Source organism: Segetibacter koreensis DSM 18137, assembly GCF_000374045.1.
In the GTDB taxonomy this organism is placed as follows: Bacteria; Bacteroidota; Bacteroidia; order Chitinophagales; family Chitinophagaceae; genus Segetibacter; species Segetibacter koreensis.
The window spans coordinates 1-14,876 of sequence record NZ_KB893344.1 but is presented as its reverse complement, the minus strand read 5'-3'; the positions used below and the strand labels follow the sequence as shown (position 1 = coordinate 14,876).

The window sequence follows — 14,876 nt, the reverse complement described above, 5'->3', positions numbered from 1 at the left end:
CACCCGTGCTTTCTAAGGCAACATGAGTAATGTCTTGTTGCTGTAGCCATGCCTTTAAAGACAAAAGTTCAACTGTAGTAGCACCAAAAGTCTTGATTTGTCGCTCAACCCCTTGACGCATAATACAGGCTGTAACAGAGGCCTGATGCACATCAAGCCCGCAAGCTTTGATAACATCGCTTCTCATAATAATAAACTTTTAAATAAAATTAAAATGATTATAAACAGCCTCACAATTTTCATTCAGTAAAGTGAGCGCCGCTCATGGATATTTCACCCGGTCCTTTATAAATACCCGCAAATGTTTTATCGTCTTACCAATAGTATTTAGCTTTAAACCAATTAGGGTAGTTTGCCTGCGCATATGAATATGCTCAAAAGTCAGATAACTTAAAAAATCTTCATAAAAAGCAAAATCAAGACTTTGAAAGGTAATTTTCTCCCGGCGATATTTCTCAAAAGCTAAGAGGTGAGCTTTTACATTTTTATAAACACAAAGAGTAGCTTTACTTACTTTTCTTTCTTTTGCTTTTACGTAGTCATCCAACTGAAAATAAATATCCGTCTTTAGTTTTTGTTCAAAAGCCTTCTGTTGGATAACATCTTCTTCATCTTCTTCTATTTTTTCAAACGAAAATGATGGCGAAAAATATCTCTTGACAAAACTGCCTCTATCAGAAACTTGCTTTTTAGTTGCAAGGTCAACCAGGTCTTCAGCAATTCGTATCAATCTGACTAATTCTCTATTTAATAGTTCAAAATTGCCGTACACTCCGGGTAACTTTTTTGTTATACTCTGCGATTTGTTGTGCCAATACTCCGGCGGAATGTTAATTCCTGTATTTAATAATGTTCGGTTTGTAGCACTGAAACAATACTGGAGAAAAATTGTAGATGTACCATCGCGCCGAATTTTTTGTGGAGCACAGATGGCTTTGATAGGTAACAGCATAATTTAGTCGATTTTTTAGTCGATTAAGAATGTGTAACCTGAAATAAAGGTAGGAAGAAAATAAAATCTGCTTTTGTTATTACTATCTGAAAATCAACCTTTTAAAGTAAAGTTGCGTAAAAACAAATAAGGATTACATTGCTGTAATCCTTATTTAAGCGGACCGGACGGGAAAGCTTAATCCACTGCAACTTATTGAATTACAATTTCTTATTTTTTTACTCGATTTTTTACTCGATTAAAGTAAAGAACACTTGTCAAATCTTACATTTCCTTACATAGGTAGACTTGTCCTTACAAAGTTAGCTTTTCAATAAGATATGTTCCATAAAAAAGAATAAAAGAAAACTATCAGTAAAAATGAGCTGTCTTCCTATTTTTATCTATGAGAAAATAATAAAGTAAATGGAGCAGGAAGATAAATATAGGAGAAATAAAGGTGGCAGACCGGCTAAAACAATAAAAAGAAATAAACTATTAACGGTTAAATGCACCATCTTGGAGCAAAAAATAATTACTATTTAAGCTAAAAAGGCAGGACTAACTACTTCTAAATACCTGAGGGAATTAGGACTGAACGGAAATATTGTCATGCGGATAAAGACCCTTCCAAAAGGGATGTTAGCACTCACCGCAGCCCTGAATCATGTAGGAGGATTACTCCAACCAAATAGCAAAAAAACGTAACAGCAACGAGGAGCTAAATGCTTTGGAACGAGCCGATTTAAAGGTATTGGAAGGGAAGATAAAAGAGATTTTAAAAACTGTTAACCAGGGGTGAAATGATTGGGAAAATAACGGGAAAGCCTTGCCGCTTCCCAAAGTTATGAAGAGTTTGAGTGGCTGATGAAAGAGAAAAAATATCAGGTAATTAAAGGGAGAGACGTTGCCTTTAGGGATGAAAAAAAAATATATGTAAAAGGCGGCGAGATCGGTTATTCTTTACAAAAATTCAGCGTATCCTGGCAGAGAAAAACACAGTGGTATTAAACCGAAGAGGTGATGTGCAGGATAGGGAACAGATTCCTCCCTCTAATTACCTTACCCAGCCAAAGGGGGAACCATCTTCTCTCCCCGGCAGTTTTTCACGTTCTGAAAGTTTAACTAAAGACATTGCAAAAGCTATAGATCACCTGCTTCAACCAAAAGAAAATAACGAGGGAATACCTTATCGATTCACTCACAAGAATAGAAAGAAAAAGAAAGGCCAACGGCCAAACTAAAATGATACAATATGGAAAACGAGAAATTGGACCTGGTGCTCTCCGAATTATGGGAAGACCTGAAAGGGGTCCGGCAAATGATTGGGGAACAGAAAGAGCAAATGCAGCAGTTGCAGCAGGAAGTTACAAATCTGAGGCAAAAGCTGGAACAGAAGAAATTAATCGTTCCCCCAATTGATACGAAACCTGTTCAATTAATCGTAACTGCTGCTATTGCCAAAGTACGACAGCTAGTATCAGAACAACCAAAGCCCGTTATTCAGGAAAGGCGTTTCCTGCTGTTTCCGGAATACAATGCAAGGGAATATTACAAGAGAATATTCAGGTTAATTATGTGGTTTACCCTTGTCAGTATGGGGACTTATCTTTTCGTACTGGGTAAACAGGCATTGGAAAATTATAAAGAAGTGCAGCTAAGGCAACTGGAAGCCAATCAGTATAAAAATACCTGGCAGTATATGTACCATCAGGAAGGAAAACAGGGTAAAAAGAAAATGGATAATGCTTGGCAAAAAGCATTCAGTGAGAGCAGTAATTGAAGTTTTAAAAAAATGCTAAACAAGTTGCTACTATTGTTCTTTTAATCATAATCATTCTATACTACCATATTAAATATGATAGGGTCTGTAAATTAAACTTTGTCAGATCAAATATTAAATATTACAGCTTATGGTAATTTCAATTCCTATGATGGGCAGTTTCTTATCCAACCCTTTACAAATCCAAACCTCTTTAAGTCATCCTCATAATTCCATTTCTCCATTGATGATTAAATTATGGTAAGCAAGTGTACCTACCTGAGTTATCTTACAAGAGTAAGTTATATCACAAGGCATAAAAAAAATTTTAAAAAATAAATTAGTCCTTTTTCTGTACAACATCTTCACACATATAATCAATAGCACTTGAAATAGCTTCAGACAATTCAACATCTGGTATTTGCGCTATTAAAGCAAGAGATTTCCATTCTTTTTCTTTGCTTGAAAATTTCGCAACAGACTCGGAGGCAAGTTTCAAACAATCTGCAGCACCCTTATCAATTGCATAAGTCCAGGTGGTTTCACAAACAAACGCTAAAGCACCTTCAGTAGCCGCAGTACCAGCTGCACAAAATACTGATCCAACAGTAGCTAAGCAACCTAACAACCCCTTGTTTTCATCGAAATCTTTCTTTGCCCTACAAGACAAGTCTATAAAATGTTTCATGTCATCTGTGTTGGCTTTTAATTCGGTAATTTTCAAATCACCTATAGACGATGCATTTCTATTTTCCCTAAACCAAATTTCTACTCTTACATTATTTTCACTTGACTTATTTTGAACATCGAGAAAATAGGGTTTACCATTATAAGTTACAGTTGCGACTATTTCCCCATACGTGGGATGAATCACATATAGGAGAATAAAGCATAGACAAGCAAGAACTTTATTTTTCATTTTATTATTTTATTTTATAAAAGAATACGAGCCTTTTGCGTGGATCATTTCGGGGATTATAGGTTGGATTTGTACTTAAATTATCATCTATATAAAAATCATTATTCAAAGGAACATCTTCATATTCCTCAATAAAATGTGCTTTATATTTTTTAGTATCAATTTGGATATCTGAATCAAAATCTATAGGCTTTATATCTGGTTTCCTTTCATTGATTTTCGTTATGTTATCATCGCTAGGATTTTTATCTTCACTAATCAGATATACTTTATTAGAATTAAGTACTGGTGTTTTATAATTACCATCTTTAAATATATACCTTCCACCCTTTCGTCCTGTTAGTATATATTTATCCTTTTGATTTGGGACCTTACTAATATTTCGATTAGGTAAGATTGATACCATATCGGTCATCACAACATCAGAGAAACGATAGTCATAGGTATTTTCTAAGAAAATAGAATTTTTCTGATATCTGCATATGGCAAATTTTAGAAGGTAGGTGTAAGCCGTTATAGCTTTTTCATTCAGTATTATATCACAATAAAACTGTTTTTGAACCGTATCCCAATTCACATCAAACAGGGAAAAAACGTGATTTTTATGTTGCTCGGCTATCGGTATGTCACTTGGATTTTCAACGGTATTTTCAAAAAGGAAGGTGTTAAGAGAATCTGCATGTGTATTATCTGACCCCACTGTTTTGCCTATGTATTCCATGTTATTATTGATAACTGAATCAGTTTTGGATAAAATTGGGTCGGTTGGGTCATTAGCGAATATGGAAATCTTTCTCTTAATATACGAACTATCTAAAAGTTCATTCGGACTATCCTTTTTCATTCCTAAGAGCGGATTTCCATCCTTGTCATATTGGAGGGTGCTCGCAGTTCGTTCATGAATTACTGCAATCTTTTCCTCCAATCCTGTTTCATACCATGTATTGCCCAAATAGATTCTAAAAGTTTTATGTTCAAATGTATAGGTGTTGCCATTATTTTTATCCGGATCAGTTATAGTGAAAATCGGCACGATAGAGGTTATATTTGGCTTACTTGGCTTTGCGCTGTTTGCAATTATCGTATAATAATCCTTGCCATCAAATTCTTTGTCTAAAGATGCAAAAACACTGAAAGGATCTTTTTTATCAATTTGGTGGTGTTCCATATCAAATAACTCTGCAAATTTTGAAACTGCTTCAAGTTTATAATTTACCTTTCTGAATTTTGTATCGGGAAATGAATGCTTAAAGGAATCAAACTCATTTATAATTTTATCCTTTTCGACATCATCTGCTATAATAGTAGCGAACTTATCGTCGTCTTCTTTATTGTTGAGGTTACTCCAGGATTTACGAAGAATAAATTTGTCTGCTTTGCATGGTGAAGTTGTGCTTGTACTTTCGCTTTCTTTTTTTTCTTTTGGATGTGACTTACTTATAAAACTCCATCCCTCTTTATTGAAAGGGTTTAATTCAAACTCATTATATTCTGCAGTTATTATAATCTCGGCAGTGGTTGAAAATGGGAATAAACTTACTTCATCTTTTACTAGATTTTCGTTAAAAGATACTTGATATTTCTGATCTTCTTTATAGGAATCAGGAAGTGGTGTTTTTTTCTCAAAACAAAATGCCCCTAATAAGTTACTAATAAGTTCTTCTTCATTTATTTTAATAAATAGAAGTTTTTGATTTTCATTTAAAAATATTGGACGTTGTACCGCATGAATAACTGTAAAAGACTTTGTTCCAGATGGTTCCTGATTTGTACGGCTCAAAGATTGAATTGTATAATATCGATAAAAGCCGGGATTAAAAGCAGTAGTAACAATATTGTTATTTTGACTAATGCTCAAGTTACTATCTGAAGCTTTTTGTAATTTTAATTTTAGTGGCAAAAGACTTAATAAATCGTTTGGGTTTTTATAATTAAAGTCAAACTGATTGTTAAATTCTTGATTGTGGTATTCCCATTTTACCAGTATTTTGTCAATATCTTTATCTACTAAAAAAGGAATTGGACTATGTTCTATATCCTCTTTCGCATAATAATGCTTAGGCTCTGCTGCCAAGAGTTCGTAAAACCTTTTTACTTCGCTAGGATTGGTTGCATTTTCAAATAATATATCAAGAGTACCGGAAAGTTCAGCAAAGTGCATAGTCACATAAGGTGGAGTTATATATCTTACACATTCATCATTTACAGGAGTCACTTCACCACTTTTATCTACTTTGCTTCTGATAACTAAGGTTTCATTATCTTCTCCTTTGTATTGCTCCTTTATCTTTTTGTCTTTGTTTTTTGCTTTCTTATCGTTTATATCTTTTACTATTTCATAAGTAGGGAAAAATAGTGGTGCTCCTATGCCTTCTTCACGTTCATAATTTGAGGCTTTAAAAATACATTCTTGAGGGAAGTCATTACCAGTATTTAAATGAGGGCCATTACCACATATATCTACCGTTCTTATTCTGAAATGATATTGGTAGTTCTCTCCAAACCTTAGCTTAGGTAAATGAAAGGGTTTTATTTCTCTTAATTCCAAATCATCTCTTTCACTGTTTTCAGCACTATTATTATTATTATGGAGGGGAGGACAAGTTAAACTCCAACCATTCCACCGGGCAATCTCTTCAAACCGATCCTCTGAACCATCGCTATTAATTAATCTTACCTCCTCAAGCCAAGGCTCATCTATAAGTTGAGTAAATAAGTTTTCATCGTGTAGAGGAATATTCTTATTCACAATTGGAATATGTATATTATCTTTTTTTCTGTCGATAACATATTTAGCCTGTCTCAAGCATAAGGAGTGAAATTTGCTTTGTTTGATAAGTTTTTTATTTTCACCTACAGTAATAACATTCACATCCACTCTGTAACCACAATCTAAATGATGCGCCATAAATGCGCTTTCTTCACTTTCAATGTTATCATCCGTAAGCTCTTTTAATTTTTCATCCATACTGGTAAGTAAACTGCCAGGCTGACTATGCACTTTTATTGAAAATCCTTTCGAGATTCTTGGTTTATTATTTACTTTCTGCTTTAATATCTCAATTTCTTCATCAGTAAACACTTTTTTGTTAATACCAACAACCTTCGTTGTTTCTTCTTTATTATTCGTGGGATTTGGTTGATTTATTTTTCCAAAATCTTGTGTCCGGTCTTCAAAATAATCTTGATCAACTTCAAAAACAGGCTTTTCTTCTTCATTAAGAAAATGAGTGTTTAAAAATCCATCAGTTACATATTGTCTATAATCAGCTTTTCCAGTAGGATCATCTTGCGGTTGAATGTAATAAGCCCTTAATCTTTGTTTGACAACTTCACATTTTGTAAACGGTTGAACAAATTGTACCGATTTTCTAAATTCATCAAACGGATAATTTTCGTTTTGCTTTTTATTTATAAGAGGCGCCGTATCGATATTTAATTTTAAAAGCTTTCCATCTGGGTCTGGTAAATCATTTTTTAAAATTTTAAAATCTTGTATTAACCCTAACACTCTCAAAATATGTGGATATCGGGCTAAAACGGAGATTTTTTTATGGAATTCTTGTCTATATTTAGAACTTTTAATTTTCTCATTGATCTTCCGTTTATTGCTTTCCTTGACCTTGTTCAATTCTGCTTTTACATCTTTTTGTTTCTTTAGCAATCCGTTTAGTTGTTGAATTACATTATTTTGCTCTCCTGTAAAGTTAAAATCATTAGTATTAACGATAATTCCATTTACCAAATTATCGTGAATGAGCGTCTTGTCATTTCCGGTCATTGGTAATTCTTCAATTTTCGTTGTGACATTCTTGATTTGTTTTCTCAAAGAGCTAATCTCGTCTGTTAAATCTTTTATTTTCTGTGTATCTATTTTCTGAATTTGTGGCTTTAGATATATTGGCCAAGCTTCAACAGGAACATTTTCATGAAATAGCTTTTTCCATACTTCTTTGCTTTGTTTTAGAAATTTTAATAATTGAGGTTTATCTAAATCAATCCTTTTTGAATTATTCATTTTTGAAATCAAATCTTCAATAAATGAATAATCTTTTTTCAAAGGAAATTCATCATTATTATTTCTAATTAATTGAACAAATTCAAGTGTATCAAAAACATTATCACATATTTCTGCTTCTCCATAATTCGTATATTGTATTGGATAAAATAATTTCTCTGCATATTCCGGCCAATGAAGTATTTCATAAAACTCTTTTAGTGATCCGTCAAACTGCAATTTGGGAGTGATAAAGACAGAAAAATAATAGTAGTTTTTATCATCCTCCTTCTTACTTCTATATGCAGGATGATGAGGATTAGGAACAACTGTACAAATGTTTTTAATCTCAAAGCCCATAAAATATGTTTTACAAATAAATTATTTTAATGCACAATCTTATTCTAAATTCAAATTTCAAAGTACAGACGTAAATTCATCTAACGTTAGTTCTAAAAATACTTCACTCAAAACAGGATAGGTATTCTTTCAACATATCCTCGTCTTTAAAGACATCAGTAAAACCAGCCGCCTCATTATTATCAGTTGCATATATTCCCCCCGATGCTCCTGTATCCAATAATATTGCTCCTGCTTGTAAACTTTGCGTGTTGTTTCCATTTGAAGAACCTGCTATTTCCTTGTAGTACCGAATACTGAACTCTTTTTTGAAAAAGGCAATTTTTACACTGTAGGTAACAACAGCTTCTCCGTAAAATAATGCTGCCTGGCCTCTCTTAATGTAGGTTAAAGCAATGAGAACACTTACGCCAATACTTATAAACCCAAGTACAGTAGCGCTTCCTGAACAAATAATATAAGCGACGGCCTTTATCAGATTTTGTCCGCCATCATCTTTACCGCATACAAACCAAAAACCGAAGAAGAGAAACACTTCTCCTCTTCCAATACCTAAATCAATAGAGGCATAAGCTCCTAATTCTATAGCAATATCAATTTGTTCAATTCCTTTTGGAGTAGCTCTTAGCATGAAATGACCTCTGCCGCCATAAGTTCCGGCTGATACTAAGAATTTATCTTCCGGCTTATTTACACCAAATGTGAATGAAATTGCTTTTAATGTTGACGGATCGTAAGGGATATTTACACCAATTACCATTTGCAGATTTCTGAAATTGAAGGCCGGAGCAGATATGCTTGGTAATGCAATCGTATAATCAACAGATAAACTTCTTGGGCCTGGTTTAATGCGCATACCATTACCCGGTGCCATAAACTTTTTCGCTAAATCAGCAATAAATTCAAGAGGTCCGCCAAGCTTCACATCTGTAATACTTACATCTGTTTTCTTTGGTTGATTGGGAGCTGAAGTAATTTTAAACTGATCGAACATTACCGTAAGTACTTCCGTTCCTCCTATAATTACGCCAACGCTAAAATTGTTTAGTTGAGTGTAAGCATAGTATTCCTGTATATTTTTTATATTCTTTGATATGAATAGTTCAAGCCTTGTCGTATTATTGATATGTGGTGTGAACTGTACAAATGCTGCGCGGAAATTTTTAAATTTATCTGTAGATACCTGGTATATTATTTTGTCAGGCAATTCAGTTATACGGGGCAGGTCAAACCCAACATCTAATATATCTTCCAAACCAATGCTTCCAAATAATTTTGCACCTAAATCTTTAAAGTACTTTTTAGGGTCAGCGTTTCTAAGATCGTCCATTACCTTAACAGCCTTCTTCACATCTTCACTTATAAAGATTAAATCACGACTATAATTTTTTAGTGTTGTAGTAAAATCGCCAGGAATTCCTAATTGTGAGGTAACCGTTTGTAAAGCTTTATCTTCAAGTTCTTTTGGATTTCGGGCATAAGTAAGGTAATGTGCGGGTATTTCCACATTAAGGCCAGGCATCTTTTCACCGATATTTTGGATGAATCCTTTTACCTGTTCGCGACTGTATTGTTGCACTTCAGCAAATACCATTGCCGCGTTTTGCTTTATTTCGAACTCGGTATCTCTAACCTGGTTTTCCAGGTAATCTCTTGCATAATTTATACTGATTGGTAAATCTTCATTTACCAGTTTGTTTAGTGCGCTTACATAAACTTTTGCCTGCGCCACTTGTGGTATGATTGCATAATCATGGAAGAAATCAAACATCCCATTTTCAGTTTCCCTTAAGCCGCCTTTAAAAATGATGTATTCTGATTCCAGTTCCGACAAAGATTTTTTTACTTGCCCGGTTTCCTTTGTCAGATTATTTATTAGTTGTTGCCTGGTAGCACCAAGCGTTTTTTCTACATCATCATATTTTTCTTTTATTGCGTAACCGATTTTTTGTTTTTGAAGAAGGATAAGACCAGAGATTGTTTTGGCTTTTTCTTCAATGGCGTAAATTATTTGAATTCGGTTTTGAATATTTAAAACTAAATCATCAAAGGCTTTCGATTGAGTAGTGAGAATTTGATTTAGGCTAATTATAAAATTTGCAAGTTCTGGACTATTAATCCTAATAAACTCGTATAAACCAAAGTTTGAATAGTTTTTTATAAATGCAACTAACCTTGGAAAGTCCTTATAGATATTTTTAAAAAACAACGGCCATTTATCATTAACAAACTTTTGAAATTCTATATTCTTTCGAAATTCCGAAAAGCTTTTTTCTACTTCCTTGTTTTGTCTTAGATTATCTAAAAATTCTTTCAAATTTGAATTTCCTGCTGGTATATTTTCAATTTGGTTTATAAGAGATTTATAAGGCTCTTGAGGTGCATCAAAACTATATATGAATGTAATAAAATCTGTAATGGGTTTTGTGTCTAAATAATTTGAAATTTTAGTAAACCCTTTGTCAAACAAATCTTTATAAACATTGTTATCCAATAAATATTTATCAGATAATTTTTCAACGATATATGAAGCCGTTATTGGTTTTTTATCGGGAATACCCTTGTAAATTCGAATAAATTTCTCCAACCAATCTTGCAAAGAATCTAATTGAGCATTTTCCTGAATAGTAGAAAATGATTGAGAAATTAATTTGGGAAAGCTTTTATGCAAGCTATCCTGAACTTTTAATGAAGAATCTATTGTGTATGTTTTTTTTGATGTGCTATCTGTTTTAATTAAAATACTGTCCAGAGAAACTCGGGAGTAAAAAGGAATGGTATCTTTTAATTGAGGCAAACTATCCGTGTGAGGCAGATACATACTACTATCTTTTGGGGCAATAATCTTTGCAATATTTCCTTTTTCAGATTGTATTAAAAGATTTCCTTTTTCATCCTTTTGGACTACTGCACCAAATGGGAGGGCATTTATTTTTTTTGAAAACTTAATGATGTTATCATGCCAGTCAATTGCTTCGAATTCAAATGAGGTTTCGGTTTGGTTTAATTCATTTTGATTAAACTCTGTTTTCCCCGCTACCGGAATAAATAATTTAGGCTTCGTTTCTGAAAAAGTTATTTTCTTAAAGGGTGCATTAAAACGAGAAACAATTTCCTTAGGTTTATTATCTAGTGTTTTACCATCGCTATCTATTTTGACTATATCTTGCGTAATGTGATTGGAATAATCTTTTGTAATGTCTAAAGGCATTATAAAAGCTTTTTTAATCAATGGATAAATACCACTTTTTAACTCACGTTCTGCAATTATTATAAAAGCCATTTTATGTCCAAACTCTGCCTCAAGAAACAAAGTAGATACTTCTACTTTTTCATCTCTTCCTAAAGAGATAATCTGATTCCATTCTATTACGCCAATGCCTTGTTTTAATGCATCTTCAATTTTTTCATTTTTAAGGTGGATTTTTGTCGTTGCTCCTACGGCGGAAAGGGTAAGCTTTTCAGTTCTTGCTAATACCTTCAATTTAATATAAAGAGCTACCAAGTCATGACGATGGGCACCTGTAGGTAGAATAATATCACCTTTAAACTTTATTTCAGGATAATCAGGGGACCCTAAAATCATCAATTCTAATTGATTAATAACATCATTTAAGCTGCCTGTTGATGCAGAGGGATTTTCCTTGTTATTATTCTTCTCCGCTTTTTTTCTATCTATATATTCTTGGTCATCCCTTTCTGCAATCGATAGGGTTGCGGTCCAGAGTTTGTGTTTATTCTTTTCCTTGGGATCCTTTGGATTTAGCTTTTCTAGGTTTGTTTCGGGTATGGCCCATTTAAATTTAAATCTACTACTATCAGGTAATTTAGGACTTATGATTAAGCGCCAAGGAAGTTCAATTGCTGTAACAGGATCACCGTAAGTTTTAGGAAATTTATTTGGATTATATATTCCTCTATCAATCTCAATTTTTAATGAATCGTTTAGTTTTATAGAATCTTTTTTAAGATCATTTTGAAAAGGATAGTGGTTTTCAAGAAAAGGTTTTTTATAATTATTTTCTATTGAGTCCTTTTCGCGGCTCAAGCCCTTAATTGAATCTTTATCGTGATTGATCTGAATTAAACTATCTAAAATTTTTTCACGTTTATTTACTGAATCAGGCTTTGGAGTATTATAATAAGGAACAGATGCTAATTCAAATAGTGATTCCGTTAAATCCTGTCTAACTACTAATCTAAATTTGTTTTCATTATCCCACTTGAGCAACTCTTCTTTTGTTAGATCGATATAGGTATATTCACCTTCTCCATATATCTTATAATTTCTGAAAAAGCGTTCATCAGTAAACAGAATTCTGAAAACCAGATAACTATAACCTGATATATAAGTTGCTGCTTTGAAATTAGTAATAGTGTTGCCCTGCTGATCTTTTTCTAGGAAACTTTGTTCTGCAATGTGTTGCTGCGGCAAGCGTACAACCATATAGTTTTCGTGAGGTCCATATTTTGCCCAAACTCTATTTTGAAAGCTATCATAAGAACAATTAATAAAATAATATTCAAGGTTTAAAAGGCTATTATGGTCAGTAAGTCTAAAGGCGTGATGAACGATGTCATTTATATGCTCCTGAAAGTTATATGGTCCAAACGCTTTTGTATATTTTTTTAAAAAGGTTACAATACCTGTTGTAGCAATGGTTGCGAGAGAAATGTTTTTTATAAATTTCCTTCTTGATTGAGCCATAGTTATATATTGACGTCTAAAATTGAGATTAACTTGTTTTGTTTAACATCTGATTACTCGTTCCAAGGGTACTTCGCACCATCGGTAAAAACTAAGGCTTTACTCCCAAGAAGTACTGTTTGTAATACTTAAAATAAAATGAATGAAAAAAAGCATAAAAAGAAAGAGCACTATACCTATGAAAATACAAACTTGCCATTCCTTGAATTTTAGTTAGTTGTTTAATAGTTTGCTACTGAGAAATAGTCATTAAATTCATAGGGTATTTATATGTAAAGTTTATCCAACTTAATAAAAAAATTACAAATTCCAAAGTTTTTTTGAAGTAAATACTACTGGCAGCCTTTCTTCAAACCCCCGTATTTATAGATCACTGTGGGATATACAATCCGCTTTACTGATATAGAGGCTGTGAAAATATGAGTAGCTGGTAATAATTAGGCTACTGCTATACAATATAGCGTTCAAACTATGTATAAATAAGAAGTTTCCGAGTCTTCATTATAACAGCTTGGTTCTACCCCCTTTAGGACTTGAACTAGTGGTTCCAAATTACCATCGATTTTTTGCAATTCAACTACAACGTCTTAAACCCGCTCCAATTCTCTTAGTTTTTTATCGGCAATATTAGCAACTACTCGAAAGCCCGCTTTTCTAAATATGTCCGATAGATTGGTTAGTGTTATAATTAACTGCTTAAGCTCTCCTTCATTTCGAAAGGAATATAATCCATTGGTACGAGTATCCTTTAATTGTTCCAGTATAGAATCTTTGCTTTTGCCAGATACGGCTCGTAGCATAGTAGCAATACCATCAAACTTATTAGGTTTCGAGTAATCTATCTTATCAACAGCTTTACTTTCTGCAATCAGGTCAAAGAAAAGAAGAAGCTGTTTTTTTGAAAACACTCCTTTCTCTTTTCCCTTTACATTGGTACTGTCGGGCTGTACCGTAGTAGTATAATCATTGAAGTAATGCGAGCTGGTTTGATAATGGTTGTATTCGTTTTTCTGCTGAATAAGAGTAAGTCTGTTTTCCGCCTTATTGAAAAAGTTCGTAGAAGCTATCTGTTCAAAAGCTTTGCTTATCGCAAGAGGAAAGTCCTTCTCAGAATCCTGTAAGAATTGCTGTAATATCGTTGCCTTATCCCTAACCAGCAGATGGTTAATCCCTTCTATCTGTAAAGGCGTATATCTTTTACCAAATGTGACAACATAATATAGGGCTGCGGTAATGCTGGACAGGGCATATTTAAACCCTTGGGAAGCCCTGTAACTCATTATATAGGCCAATGGTAAAGAAAGATGATTGCATGCGCTATTGTTTTCAATCTTAAAAAGCTGATATAAGCGGTAATGTCCCAACAGGCGTTGAAGCATATCCTGATTATACCAACCCGACCATTCCAGAAGGCGGCAGCTTAGATGCCCTGTTAAGCTGTTCAGACGGTCTTTCCATTTATAGTTTCTCTCTGGTGAACGTACCAGGTGTAACACACTTAAATCCATAACACACTATTATCTTTCGTAAATTTACAAAAAGTCATGTGAAGAGCTGAAATGCCTGCAGGAGAAGGTTTTGTACCATTATTTAACGGAACCGACTTAACTGGCTGGAAGGGATTGGTAGGCAATCCGATACTGAGAGCTTCAATGGATGAGAAAACATTGGCTACACAACAACAAAAGGCAGATGAAATAATGAGAAAAGGCTGGTATGCGAATGATGGTGTGTTGAACTTCAGTGGCGAAGGTGAGAACATTTGTACAAATAAAAAATATGGTGATTTTGAAATGTTTGTGGATTGGAAAATTACAAAAGATGGCGATGCCGGTATTTATTTACGGGGAACACCGCAAGTACAAATCTGGGATACATCACGAAGAGATGTTGGCGCTGAAGTAGGATCGGGGGGATTATACAACAATCAAAAAAATCAGAGCAAACCCCTTAAACTTGCCGATAATGCTATTGGAGACTGGAACAGCTTCCATATTATTATGAAAGGAGATCGGGNGACNGTTTATTTGAATGGCGAACTGGTAGTAGATAACGTAACTCTTGAAAATTATTGGGACCGCAATCTTCCCATATTTCCAGAAGAACAAATTGAATTGCAAGCTCATGGTACACATGTAGCTTATCGCGACATTTATATTCGTGAAATTCCAAGGCCAAAGGCTTTTACCTTAACCGACG

Annotated in this window: 8 protein-coding genes and 2 pseudogenes; 4 read left to right on the top strand and 6 right to left on the bottom strand. The window is 33.8% G+C overall.

The window, feature by feature from the left end:
• Together B154_RS33150 and B154_RS30280 are read right to left on the bottom strand one after the other, a co-directional pair.
• Positions 1-187: pseudogene (locus B154_RS33150) on the bottom strand (IS110 family transposase); the annotation flags it as partial.
• A gap of 75 nt (positions 188-262) precedes the next feature.
• Entirely contained in the window at positions 263-952 is a 690-nt protein-coding gene (locus tag B154_RS30280) for a phage integrase SAM-like domain-containing protein (RefSeq protein ID WP_018615943.1), read from the bottom strand.
• Positions 953-1,489: 537 nt separating this feature from the next.
• Here B154_RS30280 and B154_RS33980 point away from each other — a divergent pair.
• From B154_RS33980 to B154_RS0119135, 3 genes and pseudogenes are all read left to right on the top strand, one after another.
• A pseudogene (locus tag B154_RS33980) lies at positions 1,490-1,639 on the top strand (hypothetical protein); the annotation flags it as partial.
• A 293-nt stretch (positions 1,640-1,932) separates the two neighbouring features.
• Complete coding sequence (locus B154_RS0119140; protein ID WP_018615940.1) at positions 1,933-2,175, top strand: hypothetical protein; 243 nt, start codon at positions 1,933-1,935, stop codon at positions 2,173-2,175.
• Positions 2,176-2,186: 11 nt separating this feature from the next.
• A complete protein-coding gene (locus B154_RS0119135) occupies positions 2,187-2,714 on the top strand; it encodes a hypothetical protein (protein ID WP_018615939.1) in 528 nt (175 codons plus the stop codon).
• A gap of 319 nt (positions 2,715-3,033) precedes the next feature.
• Here the strand turns inward: B154_RS0119135 and B154_RS0119130 are convergent, their stop codons facing one another.
• From B154_RS0119130 to B154_RS0119115, 4 genes are all read right to left on the bottom strand, one after another.
• Positions 3,034-3,612 (bottom strand): hypothetical protein, encoded by a 579-nt coding sequence (locus B154_RS0119130; RefSeq protein WP_018615938.1) that lies wholly within the window; start codon positions 3,610-3,612, stop codon positions 3,034-3,036.
• Positions 3,613-3,616: 4 nt separating this feature from the next.
• Positions 3,617-7,969: a hypothetical protein gene (locus B154_RS0119125; RefSeq protein ID WP_018615937.1), complete on the bottom strand. Its 4,353-nt coding sequence runs from the start codon at positions 7,967-7,969 to the stop codon at positions 3,617-3,619.
• Positions 7,970-8,072: 103 nt separating this feature from the next.
• Positions 8,073-12,677, bottom strand: coding sequence for a hypothetical protein (locus B154_RS0119120; RefSeq protein ID WP_018615936.1), 4,605 nt, complete (start codon positions 12,675-12,677; stop codon positions 8,073-8,075).
• Between the two features lie 587 nt (positions 12,678-13,264).
• The gene (locus B154_RS0119115; RefSeq protein WP_018615935.1) at positions 13,265-14,185 is read right to left on the bottom strand and encodes a hypothetical protein; all 921 of its coding nucleotides are present in this window, start codon (positions 14,183-14,185) and stop codon (positions 13,265-13,267) included.
• A 51-nt stretch (positions 14,186-14,236) separates the two neighbouring features.
• Here B154_RS0119115 and B154_RS29130 point away from each other — a divergent pair.
• Positions 14,237-14,876 (top strand): 3-keto-disaccharide hydrolase (locus B154_RS29130; protein WP_033412054.1); only part of this gene is annotated, 640 nt, incomplete at its 3' end.

Excerpts from the sequence above, each read along its gene's own strand:
- B154_RS30280 (WP_018615943.1), bottom strand. The coding sequence starts at position 952 with ATGCTGTTACCTATCAAAGCCATCTGTGCTCCACAAAAAATTCGGCGC.
- B154_RS0119135 (WP_018615939.1), top strand. The coding sequence starts at position 2,187 with ATGGAAAACGAGAAATTGGACCTGGTGCTCTCCGAATTATGGGAAGAC.
- B154_RS0119130 (WP_018615938.1), bottom strand. The coding sequence starts at position 3,612 with ATGAAAAATAAAGTTCTTGCTTGTCTATGCTTTATTCTCCTATATGTG.
- B154_RS0119125 (WP_018615937.1), bottom strand. The coding sequence starts at position 7,969 with ATGGGCTTTGAGATTAAAAACATTTGTACAGTTGTTCCTAATCCTCAT.
- B154_RS0119120 (WP_018615936.1), bottom strand. The coding sequence starts at position 12,677 with ATGGCTCAATCAAGAAGGAAATTTATAAAAAACATTTCTCTCGCAACC.
- B154_RS0119115 (WP_018615935.1), bottom strand. The coding sequence starts at position 14,185 with ATGGATTTAAGTGTGTTACACCTGGTACGTTCACCAGAGAGAAACTAT.